The sequence below is a fragment of the Jeotgalicoccus sp. WY2 genome (assembly GCF_018437745.1).
Taxonomy (GTDB): Bacteria; Bacillota; Bacilli; order Staphylococcales; family Salinicoccaceae; genus Jeotgalicoccus; species Jeotgalicoccus psychrophilus.
Genome location: NZ_CP049818.1, coordinates 69,048 through 85,641 on the forward strand (window position 1 = coordinate 69,048; position 16,594 = coordinate 85,641).

Here is a 16,594-nt window from a genome sequence, read left to right on the forward strand (position 1 = left end):
TCAATTGAAGAAAAAATTTTTTCGAGAGAGTGGTATATTCGAAGAAATGCAAGTATCGCTTTAAGCGAATTAGCGGTTGCTCCAAGTGAGTTGAGTATCATATTTAATGGAGATGATCCGTATGCTAAGGAGCAATTAATCTATTATTATGACCAGAAAGGATTAAGTCATGGATGTTAGGGAAGTGATTCAATATACGGAATATTTTTCTTATACTATTTATTTTTTTATGTGACCTATATTTCAGTTGGGAATATATTTGCAATGGTTAAAATTTACCGAAATCGACAACGCAGGTTGATGATGAATCAGTTAGACCACGAATATTACTATCCAATTTCTATTATCGTGCCAGCTTATAATGAGAGTGCGACCATTCTTTCGACAATCAATAACTTGTTGTACCAGGATTACAAAATTTTTGAAATAATTGTTGTCGATGATGGATCTACAGATGGTACTGGGCAAAAAGTGATTGATGCATTTGATTTGTCACTTATAACCCATCCAATTCGTCTTCAAGTCCTTAGTAAACCTATACAAGCGGTTTATGGTCATAAAATAGGACGCATTTCGATTAAATTGATTCGCAAAGAGAATGGGGGGAATAAGGCTGACTCTGTAAATGCTGGGATTAACGTTTCAGAGTATCCGTATATTGTGTCAATGGATGCCGATGAAATTTTACAAGCGGACGCCTTAAAGCATGCGATTAGACCTTTCTTTGAGGACGCGACTACGGTTGCTGTTGGTGGTTTATTAGGCGTTTCAAATGATGTTGTTTTTAAACATGCATATCCTGTGGAAACAAAAATCTCTAAAAGTTTTGGTAGAGCATAGTCACTAGAGTATTCACGAGCCTTTATGGGCTCTCGCATTTTTAGCGATGCTTTTAATGGTAATTTAAATGTATCGGGTGGGTTTGGTCTCTTTAAAAAGGAAGCGCTTATTCGTGTGAATGGTTATGATGTGAATAGTGTGGCTGAAGACATGGACTTGGCTTTACGCTTACATCGGTATTACGTAGAGAATAAAATCCCCTATAATAATCGGTATGTTGCGAATGCAATCTGTTGGACGCAAGCGCCTTTTACTTTAAAAGACTTGACGAAACAGCGGTCGAGATGGCATCGAGGATTAATACAAAGTATGTGGCAACACCGTACCATCATGTTAAATCCTAAATATGGTTTACTAGGTACCGTATCGTACTTATTCTATTTTCTATGTGAATTGATGGCGCCATTTATTGAATTACTAGGTATCATCATTATTTCTTTATCATTCATGCTAGGCATATTAAATGTTTCTTCCGCGATAGCACTTGCGCGGTTATATTTTCTGTTTTGTGTTTTTCAAACGATGGTTTTCTACGTGGGCAGATATTTTATCCAAGACTATCAATTTTTCCGCGGGGATACCTTGAAACTTTTGGTATTACAATTCTAGATTCGATCTTCTATAGACCCTATCTACTATTTGTTCGTTTATGCTGCGATTACTTATAGTACCCACTTGCATAGTTGGCATAAGATTGAACGAGAAGCATTCGATAAGACAAGCTAAATAAAGCTAGTGCATTTGTAAAGAGACAAGTAGCTTTAAGGAATAAGGATTTGTGCTTGCTTGTTGCCTTTTCATTTTTATACAGTATTTGCACATTCTAACCTAAATTAATATAGTAATGAAATTTCAGGAGACCGGATTTAAGGGACTTTTATTAGAATTCTATGAGTAGATTGTATATAAAATTGTGAAACATGATAGTTTTTTACATGATTTTGTTGACTTTGCATAGTCAATAGCGTAATCTTAGAAAAAATAAAGCAACCTTTAAATCAAGTCCTGTGAGGCTTTCAAGGGGTCAAGTGAAACCATGCGAATGGTTTGTTTACTATATCTTCAATTTACTTGTAGTGTCGTAAAGCGCTTAGCCCTCGGGCTAAGTGCTTTTTTTTATAGTGTAAATGTAAATGGTCATAATCGGTATGTTCGTTGAAGGTGAGTGAAAAAATGGAAAAAATATTGTTGTTAGAAACTGGTGAAACATTTTATGGTGAAGCTTTTGGTGCTACGAAAGAGGTTATTGGCGAAGTAGTCTTTTCAACAGGAATGACAGGTTATCAAGAATCATTAACTGACCAGAGTTATAACGGTCAAATGTTAACATTTACCTTTCCATTAATTGGAAACTATGGTGTAAATGCTGATGATTTTGAATCTGTAGACCCTACCGTGAAGGCTATCATTTGTCGTGAAGTTGCACGTTTCCCATCTAACTGGCGATCAAAAATGAGCTTGGATGAGTTCTTAGTGGAATATGATATACCAGGCATTAAACATATTGATACGCGTCAATTAACCAAAACAATCCGTAGTCACGGAACGATGAAAGCTAGTTTACTAAATGAGGGGACTGACATTGAAGCTGCGCTTGCGACACTTCGCGCGACAGACTTGCCTACAAACCAAGTAGCGCAAGTATCAACTAAAACGCGATATGTGAATCCAAATGTTGGTAAGAATGTGGTCATAGTAGACTTTGGTTTGAAACATTCAATTTTACGTGAATTAAACAAACGTGAGTGTAATGTAACGGTGGTACCATATGATACAACTGCCCAAGAAATTTTACGTTTAGCTCCTGATGGCGTCATGTTAACCAACGGCCCTGGGGATCCAACGAGTATTCCAGAAGCTTTAGACATGATTAATGAAATTCAAGGTAAAATACCTTTGTTTGGTATCTGTCTTGGTCACCAATTGTTGTGTTTAGCGAATGGTGGCGAAACCTTCAAAATGAAATTCGGCCATCGTGGCTTTAACCACCCTGTACGTGAAATTGCTACTGGTCGTATTGATTTCACTTCTCAAAACCACGGTTATGCGGTAGATGCTGATTCATTAGTGCATACAGATTTAGAAATCACTCATATCGAAATCAACGATGAAACGGTAGAAGGTGTGCGCCACAAAACTTTACCTGCTTTTAGTGTGCAATATCATCCTGATGCAGCACCAGGACCACATGATGCAGACCACTTATTTGATCGTTTTATTGAATTAATGGATAACAACAAGAACTTGGAGGGGACTATTTAATGCCAAAACGTACTGATATTCACAAGATTATGGTTATCGGATCTGGTCCAATTATCATCGGACAGGCAGCAGAATTTGACTATGCTGGTACACAAGCATGCTTATCTTTACGTGAAGAAGGTTATGAAGTTGTATTAGTTAACTCCAATCCAGCAACTATCATGACTGACACGGAAATTGCTGACAAAGTGTATATTGAACCGATTACGCTAGAATTTGTATCACGCATCTTACGTAAAGAGCGTCCAGACGCGATTCTACCTACTTTAGGTGGCCAAACAGGTTTAAACATGGCAATTGAATTAGCCAATGATGGTATTTTAGATGAATTAGGTATCCAATTATTGGGTACAAAATTATCAGCTATCGATCAAGCTGAAGACCGTGACCTTTTCCGTAATCTAATGCGTGAATTGAATGAACCAGTTCCTGAGAGTGATATTGTACATACAGTTGACGAAGCACTAGCTTTCGCAGAACAGGCTGGTTATCCAGTAATTGTACGTCCTGCCTTTACCATGGGTGGAACAGGTGGGGGGATTTGTAATGACCCTGCTGAATTACGTGAAATTGTTGCTAAGGGCCTTAAATTATCGCCTGTAAACCAATGTTTGATTGAAATTTCAATCGCTAGTTACAAGGAAATCGAATACGAAGTAATGCGTGATAGCGCAGATAATGCTTTGGTTGTTTGTAACATGGAAAACTTTGACCCAGTTGGTATTCATACAGGAGATTCAATTGTTTTCGCACCGACCTTGACTCTAACAGACCACGAAAACCAAATGTTGCGCGATGCATCATTAAAGATTATCCGTACCTTAGGTATTGAAGGTGGTTGCAATGTGCAATTAGCCTTAGATCCAAACAGCTTCAATTACTACGTTATTGAAGTAAACCCACGGGTGAGCCGTTCTTCAGCGCTTGCATCTAAAGCAACTGGTTATCCAATCGCCAAAATTGCAGCCAAAATCGCAGTAGGGTTAACACTTGATGAAATGATCAACCCTGTAACAGGTACAACCTTAGCCGAATTTGAACCAGCTTTGGACTATGTGGTTGCGAAGATTCCACGTTGGCCATTCGATAAATTCGAGAAAGGTGATCGTCAGTTAGGTACTCAAATGAAAGCCACTGGTGAAGTCATGGCTATTGGTACGAACCTTGAAGAAGCGCTGTTAAAAGCTGTCCGTTCACTAGAAATTGGTGCTGAACACATGGCAACAACTGCTAGTCGCGAAGCTGATGAAGTAACCTTAATTGATAAGATTACACGTGCACAAGATGACCGTATCTTCTACTTAGCTGAAGCTTTGCGCCGCGGATATACCATTGAACAATTGCATGACATGACAAAAATTAATCTCTATTTCCTAGATGTTTTAATGCACATTGTAGAATTAGAAAATACACTTGAAGCCAATAAAGAAGATGTTGCTGTCTTAAAAGAAGCAAAACGTTATGGTTTCTCTGATTTAGCCATCTCTAGACTATGGGAAAATGATTTAGCAGATGTACGTGACTTACGAGCTGCAAACGGCATTCGCCCAGTCTACAAAACCGTTGACACCTGTGCGGCCGAGTTTGAATCGAACACACCATACTACTATTCAACCTATAGTGCTGATAACGAAAGTATGCCTTCAGACAAAAAGACTGTTTTAGTATTAGGTTCAGGTCCCATCCGTATCGGTCAAGGGGTAGAATTTGACTACACCACAGTTCACTCTGTTAAAGCAATCCAACAAGCTGGCTACGAAGCGATTATCATGAATAACAACCCAGAAACAGTTTCAACTGATTTCTCTATTTCGGATAAACTTTACTTCGAACCACTTACTTTAGAAGACGTACTACATGTCATCGACCTTGAACAACCAGAAGGGGTTATTGTACAATTTGGTGGTCAAACAGCGATAAATCTAGCTGAACCATTACATGCATTAGGTATTCCTATCTTAGGGACAACCGTAGAAGACTTAGATCGTGCTGAAGACCGTGACTTGTTCGAGCAAGCCTTAACAGACTTAGGAATCCCTCAACCAGAAGGTTTTACAGCAATGTCTGTAGAAGATGCTTTACAAATCCCAAGTAAGATTGGCTATCCAGTCTTAGTACGTCCAAGTTATGTCTTAGGTGGGCGTGGTATGGAAATCGTGGATAACGATGCCGACTTACGCAGCTATATGGAAGATGCCATGATTGCCTCTCCAGACCGTCCAATTTTGATTGACCATTATGTAGTGGGTACCGAAGTCGAAGTCGATGCAATTTGTGACGGTGAAAATGTCTTAATCCCAGGAATTATGGAACATATCGAACGTTCTGGGGTCCACTCAGGTGACTCTATGGCCGTTTATCCTTCACAAAGTCTATCTGATGAGGTGAAGGCGACCATCGTCGATTACACTGAACGTCTATCTTTTGGCTTAAATTGCTTGGGTATGATGAATATTCAATTCATTGTTCAAGATGGCCAAGTTTATGTGATTGAAGTAAATCCACGTGCCAGCCGTACAGTGCCTTTCTTGAGTAAGGTAACGGGTATTCCAATGGCACAAGTAGCAACGCGTGCTATCCTTGGCGAAAGCATTATTGACCAAGGTTACCAACCAGGTCTTTACGCTGAAGGCAACATGGTTCATGTAAAAGCACCAGTATTCTCATTCACTAAATTGAACCTAGTTGATCCGCAATTAGGACCAGAAATGAAATCAACTGGTGAAGTGATGGGTTCAGATATCAACCTACAAAAAGCACTATACAAGTCCTTTGCAGGTAGCAACATCCACGTCAATGATTTCGGTAATGTCTTGTTCACAATTACCAAGGCTGACGTAGCAGAAAGTTTGGCATTGGCACAACGTTTCCGTCAAATTGGCTTCAGTGTCATGGTAACGGGCGACATGCAAGCGGAATTTGAAGCTGCAGGTATTGATACTGTTGCAGTGACATCAAATGAAGTAACAGACGAAAAAGAAATTGAGCAAACATTAGTGAACTTGATTACCGAAGAACGTGCACAAATTATCATTAATACATGGGGTCGCGCGCGACACGACCAAAACTCGGGTCAATTAATTCGTAAAGCTGCCATCGAGCGTGGTGTGCCACTATTAACATCCATCGATACAGCAGAAGCAATTCTATACGTATTGGAAGACCGCGGTTTCCAAATCAATGCGTTAGTATAAACCGCCATCTGATTTGAAACTTTAGGCAAAATAAAAAGGTAGTCCGAAAGTATGAGCTGACCCCCTCCAGGTTTACAGATGAAACAAAAAATCTGTAAACCTGGAGGGGGTTCTTTTATGACAGGGAGAAATTTTTCGCCCGAAGAAAAACTGGAGATCATCCAAGAATGGATCCAAGGCGCCAGCCCAAGCCATCTGGCCGCAAAGCATCGGCTTCCTGACAAAACATTCAGAGAGTGGCGAAGAAAATATGAGACATATGGAACTGAGGGATTAAAGAGACGGAGCAGGCACAGGACCTACACCCGCACATTCAAAGAAATGATCGCAAGAGAACACCAGAATGAGACGATTTCCCTTACTGAACTTGCATACAAATACGACATCCCGTCAAAAGAGACTGTACGAAAATGGATTATGCGCTACAATAATGGTGAAGAAATAAGAACGACACGGGAGGGTGCTTCACCATTGAATAAGGGACGGAAAACAACATACGCAGAACGGATTGAGATCGCACAGTATCATGCGCAGAGAGAGATCAGCTATCGTGAGCTTGCCGAAAGGTTCGAGGTGAGCTACCAGCAGGCCCGGAACATTGTTGTGAAGTATCGGGAATATGGTGAAGTGGGCCTTGAGGACAAACGTGGAAAAGGAAAATCGGAAGCCCAGCTCACCGAGACGGACCGATTGAACAGGGAGATTTCCATGCTCAAAGCAGATAAACGGAAGCTTGAGGTGGAGAATGCGCTTTTAAAAAAGTTGGAGGAACTCGAGAGGGATTAAAATACAGCCGGGTTCACAGCGAAACGCTTCACACTGCCATCACTGCGCTGCATAATGAAGGCTACGCCATCTCTGAATTATGTCATGCGGCTGGCATCTCAAGACAGGCTTATTATCAATATCGGAAACGTTCCGTCCCCCACACTGAAGCAGAGAATGATATAGTGGCCAGTACGATTGCCGAAATCTATGTCGAAACGGACGGCATCTATGGCTATCGTCAGATGTGCTATGCGGTCAACAAAACCTTGGAGACGGCATACAACAGGAAGCGCATCTATCGGCTGATGACACGGATGGGCTTGAAATCGGTGACTCGGATTAAAAGGCAGCACTATATTCCCCACACCCCACAACAGGTCGCTGAGAATGTATTGAACAGAGAGTTCCACGCAGACCATGTGAATGAGAAATGGCTCACCGATGTGACTGAATTCAAAGCGTTGAACGGAGAGAAAGCCTACTTGAGCGCGATCATCGATCTGTACGACAACAGTATTGTGACTTACAAATTCGGCCGTTCAAACAATAATCAACTTGTTTTCGATACATTCACTTCCGCGATTCAAAAGCATCCGCAGGCAACACCGCTTGTGCACAGCGACCGTGGCTTCCAGTACACCTCCTACGGCTTTAAAAAGATTCTGGATGCCCAGCAGATTCAACAAAGCATGTCCCGTGTTGGAAGATGCATCGACAATGGCCCAATCGAAGCATTCTGGGGAAAGATCAAATCGGAACGCTTCCATATCAAACGCAAACAGAAATACTATAATGATTATCAGTCGATTATAGAAGACATTACACGCTACATCGACTTCTACAACCACCGCAGACCCCAGCACAAATTCAAGGGATTGAGTCCGCTTGAATTCAGGGCATTGGCGGCATAAAAAACGCCTGAGAATCCAGATTCTCAGGCGGGAAACATTTATATTATTTCATCTGTCAACTTGGCAGGGTTCAGGTCAGTACATGTGAAACCCCTTTGTTTATTTTGTTTTTAAATTACATTAATTTCCAAGTCGGCCGAGTACAACGTCACCTAAAGTTTTAGCGCTGATCAGAAGAGAATCTTCATGCACATCAAATTTAGGGTGATGGTTAGGGTATGGATTTTCTACGCCTTCCGGTTTTGAACCTACGTGTATGAAAGTACCAGGTGTTCTTTGTGTATAGTATGCAAAGTCTTCAGAGCCGCTTGAAGGTCTGGGATGTTTAATTTCAGTAATGTAACCGACACTTTCTGAAAGAATATCTTCAACATACTGAGTTTCCTCTGGATGGTTATACGCAACTGGATAATCGTAAACATAATCAAGGTCACATTTAACATCGAATGAACTTTCAATACCTTCAGCAATTTTCTTCATTGCTTCGTAAGCAGGTACTTTATTGTTTTCGTCAAGATAACGAACTGTACCGCGTAACGTCACTTTATCCTGAATAACATTGTAGCCGCCCGGTGCATCAAACGCAGTGACCGAAACAACCACCGAATCCATCGGATCCATACGGCGTGATACAATCGTTTGTACTTCTGCGACAAAATACGCACCAGCAACAAGTGCGTCACGTGTCGTCTGAGGCATTGCACCATGTCCCCCTGAACCTTGTATAGTTAAATCAAAGTTAGAACGGCCAGCCATAGAATTTCCGGATATTAAACCAACTTCGCCAACATCGAGCATATGGAAAATATGAATACCGTAAACTTCATTGAGGTCATCCAGTATTCCAGATTCAACAATACTCTTCGCACCGCCCGGCGGTACTTCTTCGGCATGCTGATGGATGAGTTTTATCGTACCGTTCCATTCATCTTTCAATTCAATTAGCGCCTCTCCCAAATGGAGCAGGTAGGCGGTATGTACATCGTGTCCGCACGCATGCATAACACCATCATTTTTAGATTTGAAAGGGACGTCAGCTTCTTCATGAATCGGCAGTGCATCAAAGTCTGCACGGAGACCAATTGTTTTCCCGGGAGCCTTGCCGTTAATTTCAACGATAATCCCAAAACCGTTTCCAACATTTGCCGTGACTTTAACATCTTTGTCCTGATAAAAATCTTCGATAAACTTCGCTGTGTTTTCTTCTTTAAATGAAAGTTCCGGGTTGGCATGCAAATGCCTTCTCGTCTCAATCTGCTGTTCTTTTGCTTCCAGTTTACTAAAAAGTTTTTCTTTTAAACTCAATTTAAATCCCCCTTTTTATATATTAGGCAATTTTAGCATTATTAAAATGAACTGACAAATTATTTAATAAATTCTGAAATTTAACTTTAAAATAGTATATGTGACAGAAATATGTATATTTTCGTTTATATCAGAAAACTTTAGGGAAAGTGAAGTTATATAATATGAGTTATTTTACTAATTCTAAGGAGAGGATTTTTATCAGATATCTATTGCTGTTATTTGCAGGCTTTTTATTTCTGGCAGGATGCGGATCGAATGATACAGAGGAACCAGCAGAAGAAAATACAGAATCGACTGAAGGTACTGAAGAAGATGCTTCAGATGAATCTGTAGAAGACAAAGAAGGTACAGGATCTGAGACCGACCCTGAAACGGATACAGAGGGTACGGAGTCAGAAGGGAATACATCGGAAGAAGAGTCTACTGAAGAAACAGAAGATACAACAGGAGAAGACAGAGGTACAGAGGATTCAGACAGATGATGAAGCGGAAGATGAAGAAACAGAATCTGAGAATGAAGATGGCACAGAAGAAGATGATTCATCAGACAGTTCATCGTCTATAACCGATTCTGCTTCCGCTGACAGCGCTGAATCAGCATCAAGAGATATTAATTTTGAGGTTACTGAAGAACCGCTGACAGGACTTGACGGTACTGAAATGACCTCAATGTTTGAAATGAACTCGGGACATGGAGAACAGCTGAGTAACGCTGAAGAATCAGATGCAGCTCTAGAGGAAGTTCTAATGCCTAAAGAGGACGTATCAACTTATTATGCTGAAACTTTTATGGTCATTCACGTATTTACCGGAGATTCTGAACAGCCGGCTGACAGTGATATGGCGGGACTGACTGCTGAAATTGATGAAAGCGACGCGTTTGAAGTGTTCTCCGGAATGTTCGACCCGGCCGAAAGTGCAGTTGTTCCGTATGCTTATGCGAATACCGACTCACTGTTTGTCTATGAAAACGGTATGTGGAATGACTATACAGGACAGGCTGATGCAGAAGAAATTTATTATGGTTCATATTCAAATCTGTACGATGCTTTTATGGAAAGTGCTGATGTAGTTAATGTGTCGGAAGATGATGAAAATTATTATCTTCATAATATAGGATCAGAAGACGTCCTGCATGATACATTTGGTACACTGTTCAGCGTTGAATTTACTAATGCTGACCTCGCAGAGCAGCAAAACGGCGTAATTGGCGTTGTCGATAAAGAAACTAATGAGTTATCACAGGTAGCCTATGTATCAACGGCACCTGGAGTAGTTGAGGGTGAGAGACTGCACATAGAAGTATCATCGAACCTGGATAATTACGGTGAATATGATGACAGCGGAATTACAGTGCCTGAAGGTATATATGAATGATATCTCAACTTGTAATTTTATAAAACGAGAAACAGATGATATAATTTAAGGATTCAAAAATTCGCTTATCATGTTAAACACCGACCCCGTAATCTATGCTAGTAGATTACGGGATTTTTTTGTTTTTTAAATTATCCGCAATTATACAAAATATCCTTTTTATCTTGCAGTTTTCCACTAATGTACTAGTTTCAATTCAATTTTTGAAATTGATCAGATTTACATACAAATTTTAAATTTATGCGATTTTACAACAATTTACTCACAGCTTATATTGTGATTATCACGAGCTGGAGGTTAAATATGTCTCTTATCATAGTAATGGGCGGACTGCTGGCATCATTCCTTTATGCATTGACTCAGACAGACAATATTTCTTTTTTAACAAGAAGAAGCCGTTGTGATTCGTGTTCAAATAATTTAAAAGTCACAGACTTAATTCCAGTAATCGGCTATTTAAAAAATTGCGGACGCTGCAGTCATTGCCGTACGTCCATTTCAATCAATTATGTGGTGAAGTAGTAACGATTATGCTGTTTGTTCTGCCGCTTATCGTCCCTCTCGGTTACGACAATATGCTGCTGTACTCTGCTCGTCAGTATACTCATTCCATTATCCATTTACGATTTTGAAACGCTGCTGATTCCAACGCATATGCTGATTTTACTTTTTGTCTGCGGTTTATATTTAACCGGGCTCGAGTATATGGATATCAGGCTGGATTTTCTGACAGTCGTTGTGCTCCATATTTTCTACGTACTTTTCAAAGATAAAATCGGTTACGGAGATATTCAGCTTTTTTCAGTTTTAACGATGATTACACCTTTTGATTTTTTTATCTTCACATTCCTGTTTACATATATTATCGGCGGTATTGCTGTTATCATTTTGGATCTATTCCAAACTTCCCGAATTACAAAAGTCCCATTAGTTCCATTTATCGCTGCGAGTTTAATAACGACATTTTATCTGTACGCTGATTTTATCGATATTTATTATGGAGGGTTTTAATGACTGGTGAACTGCTTATAAGAGAAATGCATGATTCCGATAAGCCCCGGGAGCGGTTAATGAATTACGGACCGGATAAATTAACGAATCAGGAACTGCTGGCAATATTAATCAACACGGGAAACCGGAATGAATCAAGTATCAGTCTGGCGAGTAAAATCTTAAGAGATTTACAGTCTATAAGAGAACTGCGAGATGTAACTTATGAAGAACTGACTGCAATTAACGGTATTGGCAAAGCGAAAGCAATTACGATACTCGCGTTTATAGAACTCGCTGTCAGAATGCATACGCATTCAAGAGAAGAGGATAAATACATCCGTTCTCCGAAAGACGTGACGGATATATTAATGGAGAAAGTCAGATATTATAATCAGGAGCATTTTATCGTGCTGTATTTAACGACAAAAAATATGGTAATAGAAGAGAAGACATTATTTATCGGATCGCTTAATACGAGTATTGTGCATCCTAGGGAAATTTTCAGAGAAGCTGTTAAAAGAAGTGCTGCCGCTTTCGTCTGCGTACATAACCATCCGAGCGGCGATCCGACGCCGTCCGAGGAAGATATTGAAGTGACAAAAAGGCTGCGTGAATGCGGTGAGTTAATCGGTGTTGATTTCTTAGACCATATCATTATTGGTGATGGTAAATACGTTTCATTGAAAGAAATGAATTATATATGATGGGGGTCAGTCTATGGGTTTAGATATGTATCTGCTTTTGGAAGATATTGAAACAGGAGAGATCATCGAGTACAGCTACTATAGAAAATTTAACGCGCTGCAGGGCTACTTTGAAGCGAATTACAACATTTCGAACCCCGGTAAAATACTGCTAAAGGAAGATATGATTTCAGATTTATATATAAGGCTGAATGAAATTCGTTACTCTCCGGAAAAAGCGAATCTGCTGCTGCCGTCATACCCGGGACCATTTTTTGGTACATATGAATATGACAGACTGTACCATTCGTATGTTAATCAGGCAGCAATCGATTTTTATCATGCGAAATTTCTAGATTACAGCAAGTATAAACTATATTATGCGTCGGACTGGTGATGCATCGATTAAAGCATCTAATAAGAACCGCCGTGTAATTTATACGGTGGTTCTTATTTATTATTCATTATTATAAGAAAAATTATCATAAATTAATCAAATATATTGTATTAACCTATAGATGTCTGATATATTAATCGTATAAACAGTCCCTGTAGGGACTTATTAAGTCCCATTAAAATATGAGGTGGTTGAACTAATGTGGCAAAGTCTGATTGACATCCAGAAAAGTATTGTACCTGATATGTTATCTCACATGCTTAAACGCCTGAACATATTAAGCTGCATCAAAAATGAACAGCCGATTGGCAGAAGAACTTTGGCCAGGGAACTTGGGATGACTGAAAGAGTTTTACGCAGTGAAGTTGATAACCTTCTGGAATTGAATTTAATAAAAGTTGAATCGAAAGGGATTTCTATCTCTGACTTAGGCGGACAGACTTTAATTGATGTCGAACCATTTCTCACACTAATAGAAAATCGCGATGACCTGGCAGTACAGCTGAAAGAGAAATACTCCTTAAAAGATATATTTGTAGTCAGGGGAGATGCTGATCAGAACACATTGGTTAAAGAAGAATTGGCGAGATTAATGGCAGGGGAACTGACTGCGAATTTGACCAATGGAACGATTGTTTCGGTCGCAGGAGGCTCAACTATGGCATTGGTCAGTAAATTTTTAAAGCCGAAGTACGATGACTTATTATTCATTCCTGCAAGAGGCGGCCTCGGAGAAGATGTCGCGTTACAGGCGAATTCGATAGTGAGCCGGCTTGCACAAGCGACAGCAGGAGAACACCGGATGCTATACGCTCCTGATAGTATCAGCAAGGCGTCGCTGGATCTGTTAAAAGAAGAACCGATGGTCAGAGAGATTATCAATTTAAATAATCGTTCATCGCTTGTTATTCATGGTATCGGAGACGCACTGCAGATGGCAGAGCGAAGAAACGTCACCTCTGAAGTGATATCGAAACTGGAAAAAGGCAAGGCAGTTGGTGAAGTTTTCGGATTTTACTTTGATGCTGACGGAAATGTCGTCCATAAGGTAGATACTATTGGACTGCAGCTGGAAGATCTTAGAGATAAAGTTTCTATTTTTGCCGTTGCAGGCGGAAATGGAAAAAAAGAAGCAGTTAAAGCGTATTTGAAATTAGCACCGCAAAATACAATTTTATTTATAGATGAAGTCATAGCAGAACACTTATTAGGATAAAACAAAGGAGGCCATTTTAATGGTTAGAGTAGCAATTAACGGATTTGGCAGAATTGGAAGACTAGCAGCAAGAGAAATTCAAAATTATGAGGATATGGAAGTAGTCGCAGTTAATGATTTAACAGATGATGACTTTTTAGCACACTTATTCAAATATGATTCAACTCAGGGACGTTTTGATGGAGATATCGAAGTACTCGAAAACAGTTTCAAAATAAACGGCCGTGAAGTAAAATCATTCACTGAAAAAGACCCTGCCAACTTACCTTGGGGAGAGCTTGATATAGATATCGTGCTTGAATGTACAGGATTCTTCACTGAAGAGCAGGATGCGAAAAAGCACCTTGACGCAGGGGCTAAAAAAGTATTAATCTCTGCACCTGGTAAAGGGGATATGAAGACAATCGTTTACGGCGTAAACGAAAATACACTTGATGGTTCTGAGAAAATAGTTTCGGCAGCTTCTTGTACTACAAACTGCCTGGCTCCAGTTGTTAAAGTATTAAATGATGAATTTGGAATTAAACAAGGTTTAATGACAACGATCCACGCTTATACGGGCGATCAGAACACATTGGATGCGCCGCATGCAAAAGGCGACTACCGCCGTGCACGTGCAGCAGCAGAAAATATCGTGCCAAACTCTACAGGTGCAGCAAAAGCAATTGGTCTTGTACTGCCTGAACTTAAGGGTAAACTCGACGGTGGCGCTCAGCGTGTACCGGTAGCAACCGGTTCGTTAACTGAAGTCACTGTAACTCTTGATAAAAATGTTTCAGTTGAAGATGTAAACAAGGCTATGAAAAATGCAGCAAACCCTTCATTCGGCTATAACGAAGATGAAATTGTTTCGACTGATATCATTGGCATTAAAGAAGGTTCACTGTTTGATGCGACACAGACACGTGTACTTGAAGTAGACGGCAACCAGCTTGTAAGAGCTGTTGCGTGGTATGATAATGAAATGTCTTATACTGCTCAGCTTGTCCGTACTTTAAACCATTTGGTAACACAATAATAAACTTAGACTGACGGGTGGATATTCCACCCGTTTTTTATATAGAAGCAATGTTTTGACTTGATATAAACGGAATGAATTGAAGTGCTCTCATTAATAAACACCTCTGCTGTTATTTCAGCGAGGTGTTTATTAAATCAGCTGTCTTTAAATTTTTTGTTCACTTCACTGATAAATATTACTGTAGGAGCGACAATACCGAGGAAACTTTCAATAATGAAATATACCGTATGGGGCCAATGGATTTAAGTCACCATATCCGATTGAAAGTAAGGTGGATCCGCTGTAGTAAATCATTTCAGCTAGATTGTGATCTTTCATTATTGTTCCCTGGTTACTATCTATCAGTATCGTGTTGAAAAGGACATAACTAATATATTAAGGCAAAGATTATTGTGAGAGAAATCATTACTGTAAAAATATAGAGGTAAAGCGGCCATTGCATAGTAAAGTTATGTGTACCGGCCATTTCTCCTTTTTTCTTAGCGAACATACCGATTTGAAATAGGAAAAATAATATAAACAAAGTCAAAATTGCTTGGGACATATACTCACTCCTAAATGTCTGCCTACAGTAACACCTCTCGATGTATATTGATTTATAAATTCCCTGTTTCACAGCCGATAAAACCCTCATTTACATAGAAAACCTGAGAAAATTGCAGTCTGTTCTCGTAAGAGATATATCTGTATACTAATAGTAGAAAGCGATTCATACTATATATTTTGGCGGAGGTATTTATATGCAGCATGTGAAATTAAATAATGGTCTTGAAATGCCAATTGAAGGTTATGGTGTATTCCAGGTTAAACCTGATGAAACAGAGCGCTGTGTGCTGGATGCACTCGAAACGGGTTACCGCAGTCTCGATACTGCAGCAACTTACGGCAATGAAGAAGGGGTCGGCAACGCACTTAAAAAAAGCGGTATACCTCGTGAAGAAATTTTCCTGACGAGTAAACTGTGGGTTGCAGATCAGGGATATGAAAAAGCTAAGAAAGCATTTGAGAAGACATTAAATAAACTTGGTACAGATTATCTTGATCTGTATTTAATTCATCAGCCGCTCGGAGACTATTACGGTTCATGGCGTGCACTGGAAGAACTTTACAAAGATGGCAAGATTAAAGCGATTGGTTTATCGAACTTTGATTCAACACGTCTGGTAGATTTAATAGTCAATAATGAAATCGTGCCGGCTGTTAATCAGATTGAACTTCACCCTTTTCTCCAGCAGAAAGAAGCTCAGAAAGTAATGAAGGAATACGGCGTTAAAGTTGAATCGTGGGGTCCGCTTGCTGAAGCCAAACACGGTATTCTTGAAAATGAAATGCTGAAAGAAATATCAGATAAGCATCAAAAACGGTCGCTCAGGTTATTTTGAGATGGCATCTGGAACAGGGGATAATTATTATTCCGAAATCCGTCCGTAAAGAACGTATGGCAGAAAACCTAGATGTTCATGATTTTTCACTTGATGAATCTGATATGGAAAAAATTGCAGAGCTTGATGGACGATATGCGCGTATTGTGGACTACGATATTATGGATATCGTTACAGGAATGAACGCTTCGAAGACACCTGAGTAATATATTAAGACTCCGTTTTGAATTTATAAGAATGGA

Annotated in this window: 15 protein-coding genes and 2 pseudogenes; 15 read left to right on the plus strand and 2 right to left on the minus strand. The window is 39.8% G+C overall.

The genetic code is table 11. The features are described from left to right. Positions 1-303: 303 nt before the first annotated feature. The 6 genes and pseudogenes from G4D76_RS00365 (at position 304) to G4D76_RS00390 (ending at position 7,975) form a co-directional block, all read left to right on the plus strand. On the plus strand, positions 304-840 hold the full coding sequence (locus G4D76_RS00365) for a glycosyltransferase family 2 protein (RefSeq protein ID WP_213810235.1): 537 nt from the start codon (positions 304-306) through the stop codon (positions 838-840). A gap of 18 nt (positions 841-858) precedes the next feature. Continuing rightward, positions 859-1,449 (plus strand): annotated as a pseudogene (locus G4D76_RS00370) (glycosyltransferase family 2 protein); the annotation flags it as partial. A gap of 564 nt (positions 1,450-2,013) precedes the next feature. After that, entirely contained in the window at positions 2,014-3,102 is a 1,089-nt protein-coding gene (locus G4D76_RS00375) for a carbamoyl phosphate synthase small subunit (RefSeq protein WP_213810237.1), read from the plus strand. Continuing rightward, a complete protein-coding gene (gene carB, locus G4D76_RS00380) occupies positions 3,102-6,296 on the plus strand; it encodes a carbamoyl-phosphate synthase large subunit (protein ID WP_213810238.1) in 3,195 nt (1,064 codons plus the stop codon). The genes G4D76_RS00375 and carB overlap by 1 nt, the downstream gene beginning before the upstream one ends. A gap of 117 nt (positions 6,297-6,413) precedes the next feature. Beyond that, positions 6,414-7,082: a helix-turn-helix domain-containing protein gene (locus tag G4D76_RS00385; protein WP_213810239.1), complete on the plus strand. Its 669-nt coding sequence runs from the start codon at positions 6,414-6,416 to the stop codon at positions 7,080-7,082. A gap of 68 nt (positions 7,083-7,150) precedes the next feature. Further along, the gene (locus G4D76_RS00390) at positions 7,151-7,975 is read left to right on the plus strand and encodes an IS3 family transposase (protein ID WP_250130298.1); all 825 of its coding nucleotides are present in this window, start codon (positions 7,151-7,153) and stop codon (positions 7,973-7,975) included. Between the two features lie 120 nt (positions 7,976-8,095). On the opposite strand, the gene G4D76_RS00395 is transcribed toward G4D76_RS00390, so the two are convergent. After that, positions 8,096-9,280 (minus strand): amidohydrolase, encoded by a 1,185-nt coding sequence (locus tag G4D76_RS00395; RefSeq protein WP_213810240.1) that lies wholly within the window; start codon positions 9,278-9,280, stop codon positions 8,096-8,098. Between the two features lie 164 nt (positions 9,281-9,444). Here G4D76_RS00395 and G4D76_RS00400 point away from each other — a divergent pair, with 164 nt between their 5' ends. From G4D76_RS00400 to gap, 8 genes are all read left to right on the plus strand, one after another. Next, on the plus strand, positions 9,445-9,765 hold the full coding sequence (locus tag G4D76_RS00400; protein WP_213810241.1) for a hypothetical protein: 321 nt from the start codon (positions 9,445-9,447) through the stop codon (positions 9,763-9,765). A gap of 187 nt (positions 9,766-9,952) precedes the next feature. Further along, a complete protein-coding gene (locus G4D76_RS00405; RefSeq protein WP_213810242.1) occupies positions 9,953-10,660 on the plus strand; it encodes a hypothetical protein in 708 nt (235 codons plus the stop codon). 303 nt (positions 10,661-10,963) lie between these two features. Beyond that, positions 10,964-11,182, plus strand: coding sequence for a prepilin peptidase (locus G4D76_RS00410; RefSeq protein ID WP_213810243.1), 219 nt, complete (start codon positions 10,964-10,966; stop codon positions 11,180-11,182). A gap of 15 nt (positions 11,183-11,197) precedes the next feature. After that, the gene (locus G4D76_RS00415; protein WP_213810244.1) at positions 11,198-11,671 is read left to right on the plus strand and encodes a prepilin peptidase; all 474 of its coding nucleotides are present in this window, start codon (positions 11,198-11,200) and stop codon (positions 11,669-11,671) included. Further along, entirely contained in the window at positions 11,671-12,357 is a 687-nt protein-coding gene (gene radC / locus G4D76_RS00420; protein ID WP_084135654.1) for a RadC family protein, read from the plus strand. Before G4D76_RS00415 ends, radC begins: the two co-directional genes overlap by 1 nt. Before the next feature lie 13 nt (positions 12,358-12,370). Further along, positions 12,371-12,733 carry a hypothetical protein gene (locus tag G4D76_RS00425; protein ID WP_026858266.1) on the plus strand — a complete coding sequence of 121 codons (363 nt, stop codon included), beginning with the start codon at positions 12,371-12,373 and terminating at the stop codon, positions 12,731-12,733. Positions 12,734-12,932: 199 nt separating this feature from the next. Next, positions 12,933-13,949, plus strand: a complete 1,017-nt coding sequence (locus tag G4D76_RS00430; protein ID WP_213810245.1) for a sugar-binding transcriptional regulator — start codon at positions 12,933-12,935, stop codon at positions 13,947-13,949. A gap of 19 nt (positions 13,950-13,968) precedes the next feature. Next, positions 13,969-14,967 (plus strand): type I glyceraldehyde-3-phosphate dehydrogenase, encoded by a 999-nt coding sequence (gene gap, locus G4D76_RS00435; protein ID WP_213810246.1) that lies wholly within the window; start codon positions 13,969-13,971, stop codon positions 14,965-14,967. Positions 14,968-15,177: 210 nt separating this feature from the next. Here gap and G4D76_RS16450 read toward each other — a convergent pair whose 3' ends face one another. Continuing rightward, complete coding sequence (locus G4D76_RS16450; protein ID WP_213810950.1) at positions 15,178-15,342, minus strand: ion channel; 165 nt, start codon at positions 15,340-15,342, stop codon at positions 15,178-15,180. A 368-nt stretch (positions 15,343-15,710) separates the two neighbouring features. Between G4D76_RS16450 and G4D76_RS00445 the strand changes: the two are divergent. Then, positions 15,711-16,558 (plus strand): annotated as a pseudogene (locus G4D76_RS00445) (aldo/keto reductase). Positions 16,559-16,594 lie beyond the last annotated feature (36 nt).